General features: G+C 41.5%; 9 protein-coding genes and 1 riboswitch. Of the genes, 6 read left to right on the forward strand and 3 right to left on the reverse strand.

Annotation, left to right across the window (positions count from 1 at the left end):
* Positions 1-1014: NnrS family protein (locus ABYD77_RS15005; protein ID WP_372770932.1), on the forward strand; the 1014-nt coding region annotated here is incomplete at its 5' end.
* A 49-nt stretch (positions 1015-1063) separates the two neighbouring features.
* Here ABYD77_RS15005 and ABYD77_RS15010 read toward each other — a convergent pair.
* Positions 1064-2782, reverse strand: coding sequence for a protein kinase (locus tag ABYD77_RS15010; protein WP_372770933.1), 1719 nt, complete (start codon positions 2780-2782; stop codon positions 1064-1066).
* A 14-nt stretch (positions 2783-2796) separates the two neighbouring features.
* On the reverse strand, positions 2797-4272 hold the full coding sequence (locus ABYD77_RS15015) for a NarK family nitrate/nitrite MFS transporter (RefSeq protein ID WP_372770934.1): 1476 nt from the start codon (positions 4270-4272) through the stop codon (positions 2797-2799).
* Positions 4273-4577: 305 nt separating this feature from the next.
* Between ABYD77_RS15015 and ABYD77_RS15020 the strand changes: the two genes are divergently transcribed.
* Positions 4578-5831 (forward strand): nitrate/nitrite transporter, encoded by a 1254-nt coding sequence (locus tag ABYD77_RS15020; RefSeq protein ID WP_372770935.1) that lies wholly within the window; start codon positions 4578-4580, stop codon positions 5829-5831.
* Between the two features lie 319 nt (positions 5832-6150).
* Here ABYD77_RS15020 and ABYD77_RS15025 read toward each other — a convergent pair whose 3' ends face one another.
* A complete protein-coding gene (locus tag ABYD77_RS15025; RefSeq protein WP_372770936.1) occupies positions 6151-6897 on the reverse strand; it encodes a molybdopterin-synthase adenylyltransferase MoeB in 747 nt (248 codons plus the stop codon).
* Positions 6898-7004: 107 nt separating this feature from the next.
* On the opposite strand from ABYD77_RS15025, the gene ABYD77_RS15030 reads away from it, so the two are divergent.
* The 4 genes from ABYD77_RS15030 to moaB all read left to right on the forward strand — a co-directional run.
* Complete coding sequence (locus ABYD77_RS15030; RefSeq protein WP_372770937.1) at positions 7005-8282, forward strand: alginate export family protein; 1278 nt, start codon at positions 7005-7007, stop codon at positions 8280-8282.
* Positions 8283-8423: 141 nt separating this feature from the next.
* A riboswitch (molybdenum cofactor riboswitch) is annotated at positions 8424-8555 on the forward strand.
* Positions 8546-9517, forward strand: a complete 972-nt coding sequence (gene moaA, locus ABYD77_RS15035; RefSeq protein WP_372770938.1) for a GTP 3',8-cyclase MoaA — start codon at positions 8546-8548, stop codon at positions 9515-9517. (Overlaps the previous riboswitch by 10 nt.)
* Before the next feature lies 1 nt (position 9518).
* Positions 9519-10061 carry a molybdenum cofactor guanylyltransferase gene (locus ABYD77_RS15040; protein ID WP_372770939.1) on the forward strand — a complete coding sequence of 181 codons (543 nt, stop codon included), beginning with the start codon at positions 9519-9521 and terminating at the stop codon, positions 10059-10061.
* Between the two features lie 8 nt (positions 10062-10069).
* On the forward strand, positions 10070-10576 hold a 507-nt coding region (gene moaB, locus ABYD77_RS15045; protein WP_372770940.1), incomplete at its 3' end, for a molybdenum cofactor biosynthesis protein B.

The following is a 10576-nucleotide window of genomic DNA, read 5'->3' on the forward strand; positions in this document are numbered from 1 at the left end:
ATTCATGAAATGCTATTTGGCTTTACCAGTGCAATTGTTGTGGGCTTTTTACTTACTGCTGTACAAACTTGGACAGGCAAGCCCAGCATTAAGGGCTATAGCTTGATGGGGCTGTTCGGTTTATGGGCTTTGGCAAGGGTGTTACTAATATTTACAACGCCTGAACTTGCAATTTTTAGCATTGGAATAGACCTGATTTTTCTCCCTTTAGCTGCATTTTTCCTAGCTCGCCCTATTATTTTGGTAAAGCAATGGCGCAATATTATGTTTGTGCCGATTTTGCTCATTATGACTTTGCTTAACGCAGTGATGTATTTGTCATTGTATGGTGTTATAGCAATTAGCTATACCGCAATCAGTCATATGATGGTATTGATGGTAAGTTTAGTTATGTGCATTATCGGCGGTCGTGTCTTCCCTATGTTTACGGCAAATGGTACGCGTACTGAACGTGTTCCGGCTATGCCACTCTTAGAAACTCTTTCAATTGTGAGTATTGTGTTAGTCATTCTCTCACATGCTTTTGTTTTATCATCAGAAGTAAAGGGTGTTCTACATGTTTTCGCAGCCACAGCTAACTTTATTCGCGCTGTGCGCTGGCGCATCTGGGTGACATTTTCGACACCGTTAGTGTGGCCCTTACACCTTAGTTATTGGTTTATGTGTTTTGGACTACTAGGGATTGGTTTAGTTGAGCTAGGTCTGCATATTTCACTGTCTTTGGCCTATCATAGTATTACTGTCGGTGGCATTGGTTTAATGGTTTTGGCGATGATTTCACGTGTGTCGCTTGGTCATACTGGTCGTATGATCCAAGTTGGCCGAGTAATGACATTGGCATTTATGATATTTGTAATAGGTGTTGTATGGCGTGTATTGTTCCCAATGTTTTGGCAGCATTACCAAACGAATTTAATTTTTTCAGCCATTATCTGGATCATCAGTTATGGGTTATTTGTGATTAAATATGCAAAGGTGCTCTTTTCCGCACGTATTGATGGACGAGATGGTTAAGGGCTAAGGGGGTGTCTGAACTCCAAATTAAAAGGGATCAGACAACCTCTTATTTTTGTGAGAATAAAATAATAACAATAATCAGCATCAGTACCCAAAAGCCAGATAGAATTTGCCAAAATAGCAGTTTAGATGAATCTTTGTGGATTTTTGGGTCGTCTAATAAAAACTTTGCATTGGGTTCACGCAAGTCAGCTAATAAGTTTTCAATGGTGCCATAGCGTTCCAATGGATCAAACCTAACCCCTTTTTCCAGTGCGCGGTCGAACCAAATCGGGATCATCGGATTGTGCTCGGTAATACTGGTGTAACGCAGGCGATCAAAGTCAAAGCGCGATTGACACTCTTCAATTTCGTTTCCATAGGGTAGCGCAAGGCTAAACGTCTCGTAGCAAATAGTGGCAAGGGCATAGACATCCCCTTGCACCCCAGTATTTTTACCGAACAGATAATTGGGGTCGGAATAGGTCGCTGTGCCCAGCGCTCCTTGATGTTTAATGGGGGAATATATTTCGGCGACACCAGCGACGAAAACAGATCCAAAATCTACAATCTTAATTTGGTTGTTTGGCATCACTAAAATATTGCCGGGCTTTAAGTCTTGGTGCACTGTTTCTTTACTGTGAAACGCCATCAGACCTTGGCCTATTTGTTCGATCAGCGAAAATTTTACACTGGCTTTGGCATCACGGTTTTTGATTATCCAATCGTCAAGGCCGACCCCGTCAATATATTCCATAAGATAGTAGAGACAAGATCGCTGGCGATTTTGTTTGATCACCTTAACCACATAATCACTGTCGATTCTAAGTCCAATCCACTCTTCTTGAATAAATCGGTCAATATAGTGAGTATCGTCTTCAAAATTGATTGAGGGAGTTTTCATTACTAATTCAACCCCAGTATGGTTATCTGTTACCAAATAGAGTTGGCTTCTACTTGAGGCAAAGAGCTCTTTCTTGATAGTAAAGCCATCAAGTTGATAACCAGGCTCTAATGCCGGAGGGAAGGGAAGTCGAGTTAATTTCGTATTGTAATCATCTAAAGTTTGCTTCGGTAATTGATCGATACGGATCACAATACAACTTAAATTATCATCACTGCCATTCTCAAGTGCTAAGCTGATAAGTTGCTCTGCACTTTGTTGGAAATCAGGGTGCTTGGCGAAATAGTGTGGCCATATTTTAGGGTCTAAAAAGTCGTGCACACCATCTGAAGTTAGTACTAAATAATCACCTTCTTCTAATGCATGCTTGCGATAATCAATTGTCAGGTTGTTATCCATACCGAGTGCCCTTGCTAGCGAGCTTTTTTCTCCCATAAAAGCAACATGATCTTGACTCAGCTGAGTAATGTCATCTGCGCGAATATGGTAAATGCGTGAATCACCAACATGAAATAGATGCGCTGTCATTGATTTAATAATGACACCACTGAAGGTACTTAGAAATCCTTTCAGTTCAGTATGGAAAGCATGGCTTTTTTTATATAAATTGAGGTTGATACTGGTCAGTATTTTTTGACCACATTGGCCAACAGACCAAGTATCGGGCGTTTGGTAGTAGTCTGCTATAAATTGTGTTACAGCATAATGGCTGGCTTCCTTGCCTGCCTCAGCAGTGCTGACACCGTCAGCCAACACTGCTGTTATACCTTTATACTGAATACTATGTTGATGTTCTGGCACGTGGCTTTCTATGGCATCTTCATTAATTAATTTAATGCCTTGATTACAGCTTGAAGCAATCGTGACCTTTAACTGAGACATTGTATTCCTTGTTGTTAACCTACATCGATTAAATGTACTGAGCCATCAGGCATCACTTCAGCAATTTGCCCTTTTGGTTCATCCAATAACATCGCGATGAAGAAAATGATCAGTGCTGAACAGCCTATCACTAAGAAGAAGGTGCTGTAATCAACAAATGATAGTACGGTTAAGTATGTCACTGCGCCAACATTACCGTAAGCTCCAGCCATACCTGCTATCTGTCCTGTCATACGACGTTTAACTAACGGTACGATAGCAAATACAGCGCCTTCACCCGCTTGCACAAAGAATGAACAAGCCATGGTTGCAGCAACAGCCAGCGGGATCCACCAAGTACCATCAACGTTACTTAGAATAAAGTAACCAATTGCTAAGCCTGCAATCAAGATCATTAAACTTTTACGACGACCAACCTTGTCAGATAACCAGCCTCCTGTAGGACGTGCTACTAGGTTCATAAACGCAAAACCGGATGCAAGTAAACCAGCTTTAACAGGATCCAAGCCTTCAAAAGTTTCTAGGAAAAATAGAGGTAACATTGAAACTACCGCAAGCTCTGAACCAAAGGTCACAAAATAGGATAAGTCTAAAATAGCAACTTGCTTAAAGTTATACTTTTCAAGCTCAGGTACACCTTGTGTCAGGTTTTCTTTATTAACTTGCCAAATTGCGTGAACTTGGAAAATGTAAAGTGCAACCAGCCCAGCCCAAATACCGTACATCGCAGTTTCACTAAACAGGTTTACCCCAGTTGGTGATAATTTCCAAGCAAGTACTGCAAGCGCAGCATACATTGGAATATTCATAAATAAATAAAGATAAAAATCTTTCCAGCTCGTGACTTCAAGACCACCTGCTTTTTTAGGTTTAAAATAAGTTGAGCCTTTAGGCGTGTTTTGTGCAACAAAGAAATAGAAAACACCGTATAAACCAGCAATAACACCTGTGGTACCTAATGCATAACGCCAGCCATCATCGCCACCATAAAACATAGCAAGGGTAGGTAACGTCATTGCCGCAGCAGCTGAACCAAAGTTACCCCAACCACCATAAATACCTTCTGCAACCCCAACTTGTTTTGCTGGGAACCATTCTCCGACCATGCGAATACCGATAACAAAGCCGGCGCCGACAAATCCGAGTAAAAAGCGGAATAAGGCTAATTGTTCATAGCTGTTTGCGGTAGCAAAGGTGATACATAAACCTGATGAGGCAACAAGTAAACTGGAGTAGACCTTTCGTGGGCCAAACTTATCCACCAAAATCCCGATGATTATGCGGGCTGGAATGGTGAGGGCAACGTTTAATATTAGTAACGCTTTAATTTGCGCAGAAGTTAAATCAAAGGCTTCTTTTATAAATACCATTAGTGGTGCGTGCGAAAACCACACCACAAAGGTCAAGAAAAAAGCAAACCAAGTGATATGCAGTGTTTTTATTTTTGGGTCGCCAAAGTTGAGCAACCGGATTTTACCTGAGTCGGTCATTATTCTACTCCTGACTGAGTGCAGTCGTTTTATTAACTGCTTTATTTGTAATGTACTTAGAGTTTTAAACTTTGATGTATATCAAGTAGTAAGAGTGGAAAAATATTCTGCTTAGCGGGATATACCGCTTTGTAGGTAGTGTTATTTTATCAATTAAACACGATTTATCAGTTGGTTATGATTGGTTCTTTGGGGTTTTTAGAGTCTGTGCGAGAACACTGGAAATGAGTGAGTAGTGACAAAGCTGTGAAAGCTTGTTGTTATACTCAAATTGAATCCGGCAATATTTAGAATGTGGACATAAAATGCAAGCTTTTTTGGCTAAACGTGCGCTTTGGGCTGCCACCTTGGCATTTGCTGCTAATTTTTCAGTGTGGACCTTGTATGCTGTGTTAGGTGTCAATATCCGTAGCGAACTAATGCTGTCGGCAACAGAGTTTGGTTTATTACTTGCTGCTCCGATATTTAGTGGTGCGATTTTACGTTGGCCAGTGGGTTACCTTGTTGAAAACAACAATTGTAAGTCATTATTTATTTGGCAAATGCTGCTTATCATTCCTGCACTATTGTTGCTGCCTAAGGCATCGAGCTACTTAGAGTATTTACTGATTGGGCTTTGGCTAGGGCTATCAGGCGTATCGTTTACCATTGGTATTCGTTATGTAACAGATTGGTTTGAAACTAAGTATCAGGGCACTGCGATGGGGGTATTTGGCGCTGGTAATGCGGGAGCCGCCATTACCTTAGCGCTTGTGCCATTTATTGTTGAGCATTTAGGTTGGGAGTTTGTTGGTTATTGTTACGCCTTGGGTATGTTACTAATCACACTTGCATTTGCCTTTATAGCGCCGAAATCGAATCGATTTATCACAGATTTTCAGTCAGTTAAGAAAATTAATCCATTAACTAGCCTGCAAGTATGGCGCTTTGGATTATATTATTATTTCGTTTTTGGTAGCTTTCTTGCGCTCATTTTATGGCTACCGCAATATTATATGCAGGCATATAGCACCAGCTTTACCACAGCAATGAATTTGACCTTACTGTTTACTTTTGTATCGAGTTTAGTGCGTGCACTTGGCGGGTGGTTTGCTGATTTATACGGTGCAAGGGCGGTTAATTGGAGTGTGTTTTGGATTTGCCTGGTGTGTTTGTTCTTTTTAAGTTATCCGCCCACTACGATGACTATACATGGTATGAAAGGTGATGTTGAACTCAATATCGAAGTGAACATCTATTTATTTACGGGGTTAATTTTAATTATTGGTATTGCACAAGGCTTTGGTAGAGCATCGGTTTACAAAATAATTCAAAATTATTATCCCACTCAAATGGGCCAAGTTGGCGGTTTTGTAGCATTTATTGGTGCCACTGGCGGTTGTACTTTGCCTATTTTGTTTGGCTTGGCTGATGATTTAGTGGGTGTGTATAGCGCGAGTTTTATGCTGTTATATGGAGTGCTTGCCTGCTGTATGATTGTGATGCATTCGGCACAAAAATCTGTGCTAAAGGCAAAGCGCCTTCAGCATGCGATTGATACTAACTTTCTACATGATTAGAGCGTGTTGACCTTTGCGGTCTAAATTCTGTTCAAATCCAACGCTTTTTGATCGCGGCGTTGCTTTGTAGGCCTAGCGAGCTAAGTCAAGAAGCAACAACAAAGAACAAAACGCTTTGGGTTGAACCTGTTAGGCAGCGCTTGTTTGGCATTTATACTGTGTTGCCCTACATGGATGTAGGGTAAGGTGACTTTGCAGGAGCACAAAGTCTTTAGCGCTCATTTATGTAAATTAACTACACCACAATCGCTCTGCCTCGTCTAAATGCCAAACAAACTGCTGCAGAAACAAACAGCAAAGGTCAACACGCTCTAGTAAACTAGCCGCAGATTTGGCAGTTGTTAACAGGTTTAAAGGAAAACTCTTTGTTTATAGATGTTTTGCCGTCGAACAGCGCTAACCGACCAACAAGTGTTTCGCCAATACCTGTTAATAGCTTAATTGCTTCCATTGCTTGATATGCACCGATCACTCCCACAAGTGGGGATAATATACCTGATTCGACACAGGTTAATTGCTGCTCGCCAAAACGCTGACTAAGGCAATGGTAACAAGGTGTATTAGGCTGCCAGTTAAAACTGGTTACTTGCCCTTCAAAGCGGATCGCGGCTCCAGAGACGAGTGGCACTTTGTGGTGATAGCATAATGCATTAATTTGCTCACGTGTATTGAGGTTGTCTGTGCAATCTAGCACTAAGTCATGTGTTTCGATTAATGCACTTAATGCGCTTTTGTCGAGCTTTTGCTCAATAGCGGTGACATCACATTCACTGTTTATATTCGCGATGTATTGTTGTGCCGACAGCGCTTTATTGATGCCAATTTTATCTTCAGTATGGATGATTTGCCTTTGTAAATTGCTGAGTTCAATTGTATCGAAATCAATCAGCGTGAGTGCCCCAACGCCTGCACTTGCAAGGTACGGAGCTGCACTGCTGCCAAGACCACCTAAACCGATAATCATAACTTGACTATTTAAGAGTTTCTCTTGTCCAGCAAAATCAAATTCAGGCATGAGTATATGCCTGCAATATCTAAGAGATTGTGCGTCTGTTAATTGCTTCATAAATGACACCTTTAAGTTATAGGAACAGGTTATATCCCTTCTGTGAGATGAGCTCAATACTTCCTTGTGGGTAGCTAATTTTATATGGGAGTAGCTGGTGACAAAGCTTGATTTTAATCAAAAAAACAATTCAGCAAGGGCGTATTGTGGCGCTAAAACATCAACAAACACATTCAGGTGAAAAGATGAAAAAAGCAATGTTTACGCTGACAAAATTAGCAATGGCACTTTCGGGTATTTTAGTAATGCAAACCGCAACAGCAGAACAAGCAAGCACGGTTATGGATGCTGTGGCAGATGGTCAAGTAAAAGTGAATATGCGTTATCGCTACGAGTTCGTTGACCAAGATGGCATCGACAAGAATGCAAATGCATCGACTCTACGTACGCGACTGACCTACAACACGCAGGCATATCAAAACTTTAGTTTGATTGCAGAAGTTGACAATGTCTCTTATATCGGCAACGACAATTTTAATAGTACAGCAAATGGCAAGGGAGAATATCCTGTAGTGGCTGATCCTAAAGGCACAGATGTTAACCAAATTGCTTTAAAATACCGTAATGCTGGGTTAAGTGCCGATTTAGGCCGTCAACGTATTGTGCAAGATGGGCAGCGTTTTGTTGGTGGCGTGGCCTGGCGTCAAAACGAGCAAACCTTTGATGGTGTAAGGTTAGCTTACGAATTTAATAATAAAATGAAGCTTGATTACGCTTATATTCACAATGTGAATCGTATCTTTGGCCCTGAAGGGGCAAAAGCAGATTTAAAAGGCGATATTCACTTAGTGCATGGCTTCTTGCCAATCAATGAGAACCACAAAATAACGACATTTCTGTATGAGATGGATTTTCGTGATGCTTTAGCGTTATCAAATCAAACGCTCGGTGTTGATTATAATGGTGTGATTGCGGGCATAAAATTACATGCAAGCTATGCAACACAAACTGACACAGGCGATAGCCCACTTGACTACAGCACAAATTATTTAGCGTTAGATGCTACCTATAAACTTTCTAAGATGGCCTTCACAGCAGGCTTTGAGTCACTGGGCAGCGATAATAGCGTTGGTTTTCAAACACCTTTGGCGACGTTACACAAATTTCAAGGTTTTGCCGATAAATTCTTGAGCACACCCAAAAATGGTATTAACGATCTTTATGTAAAAGTCGCTGGTAAAGTTAGCGGTGTGGCGCTCAGTGCAACCTATCATATTTTCGATTCTGTAGAGCAGAGCATTGATTATGGCTCTGAACTCGACTTAACCGCTAAGTACAAATTTAACAAGCGTGTTTTAGGGTTATTAAAATATGCTCACTACTCAGCGGATGAGCATGCCAGCGATACGTCAAAAGTATGGGCGATGCTCAACGTTAATTTCTAAAACTTTAAAGAATCCACTCCCAGAGCCGGCTTAGGTCGGCTTTTTTATTGGTGGCCTACCCCTAATTAGGTAGTGTTTTAGCTGATCTCTACTAACTCAGTTGTATGGTTTTAAGCAGCCTATAACGGCACAATTTAGACAGCTTTTGAGCAACTCCGAGCTTAATTTCCTTCGACTACATTTCATGGATTTTAAGCCGTGGCTAAGCCACCAGGGTATAGTAAGAAATTGCTATGCCTCCCGTATTTGGAAAGGTGTTGACTATGTTACAAGACGCGCACGGACGTGAATTTAGCTATTTGCGTTTGTCGATCACAGATGTATGTAATTACCGTTGCAATTATTGCTTACCTGATGGCTATCAGTGTGAGAGTAAGCAGCAGCACTTGTCACTGGATGAAATTAAAACTCTGGTGTCAGCGTTTGCGCGCAATGGCATAGAAAAGGTACGTATTACCGGCGGAGAGCCTAGTTTACGTCGTGATCTCTGTGACATCATTACTGTCATCAAAAATACGCCAGGCATTAAAAAAGTGGCGTTAACCACCAACGCACATCAGCTCGATCGTCATGTGAAAGCGTGGGCCAACGCGGGTTTAGATGCCCTTAATGTGAGCTGCGATAGCTTAGATGGCAGAATGCTTAAAGCCATTATCGGCAGAAATAATCTAACAGAATTACTCAATGGCTTAGCCATTGCGCAAACAACCACAATCAGTTCAATCAAAATCAATACGGTGCTATTGAAGCAATATAACTACGCGCAAATTCAAGATTTAATTGCATGGGTGAAAGACAAGCCGATTTCGTTACGCTTTATTGAGTTGATGCAAACGCTCGATAATAAAGTCTATTTCGAGAAAAACCATGTGAGTGCTCAGCACGTTGCAGATAAATTAACTGCAGAAGGTTGGCAAGCGATTCAACGTTCGAAAAGTGCGGGCCCGGCAAAAGAATTTTATCACCCCGACTCTTTGGGGAAGGTGGGTTTTATTGCCCCATATTCAAAAGATTTCTGTCAAAGCTGTAACCGCTTGCGTATTTCATCATTAGGTAAACTACATTTATGCTTGTTTGGTGAGGCAGGTCATGATCTGAGACCATTACTTACTAAGGACAAACAACATCAATTAGATGCCTGCATTGATGCCTTGCTAAACGATAAACCGCTAAGCCATTTTTTACATCAAGGCATATCTGGCTGTACATCAGATCTTGCGATGTTGGGAGGTTAGTATGCAGCTAGTTGGTTTAGTACTCGCGGGTGGCAAGTCTTCACGTATGGGGCGAGATAAGGCTGAATTACGTTTTGGTGAGCAAAATTTATTGGGCCATGCCATTGAAACCCTAGCTGATTCCCTATGTCAGCGTGTGTTAGTGAGCCGCAACAAAGAGGATGGTATTAAAGATCGTTTTATTGGCCTCGGGCCTCTGGCGGGTATTGATGCTGCAGTCGCTGCATTACAAAATGGTGTTTGGCTTAGTGTATTGCCGGTAGATATGCCTCTTGTCAATTCTGCACATCTGATCGCATTGCAAAACTATTCATTGAAACAGCAGCAAGCCTGCTATTTTGAGGGTTTTATGCTGCCATGCGTGCTGCAAATAAATAATGCGTTGCGCGCTTATTTAGCAAATAGCTTACGCCAGCAAAAATCCCTTTCGCTACGAGCATTACTTAAGACTTTCAAAGCAAAGCCCCTTGAAGCAATTAGACCCGATTTACTTATTAACACCAACACGCCAGAGCAATGGCGGAGTTTAGAGACAACATTGTAGGAATTATTATGGGACATAAAACACCAGCTCCTTTTCAAGCGTTAAATATTGCAGTTTTGACGGTGTCAGATACACGTGATGAAAGCAGTGATACGTCTGGCCGCTATTTAGTTGACGGTATTGAAACTGCAGGGCATACACTCGCAGATAAGCAAATTGTGATTGATGATATTTATCAGATCCGCGCGGTAGTATCACAGTGGATAGCCAGTGATAAGGTGCAAGCAATAGTGATCACTGGTGGTACAGGGTTTACTGCACGCGATTCAACACCGGAAGCTTTGGCGCCATTATTTGATAAAGAAGTTGATGGTTTTGGTGAACTATTTCGTCAAATTTCATATCAGCAAATTGGCACATCGACCATTCAATCAAGAGCTGTTGCGGGTTTTGCTAATGGTACGGTGATTTTCGCTATGCCAGGTTCCACCAACGCCTGTAAAACGGCTTGGCATAACATTATTGTTGAACAGTTAGATGCATCTCATCGGCCATGTAATTTTGTGCCGCAATTA

Origin of the sequence: Pseudoalteromonas sp. (assembly GCF_041629635.1) — a bacterium.
Classification (GTDB): domain Bacteria; phylum Pseudomonadota; class Gammaproteobacteria; order Enterobacterales; family Alteromonadaceae; genus Pseudoalteromonas.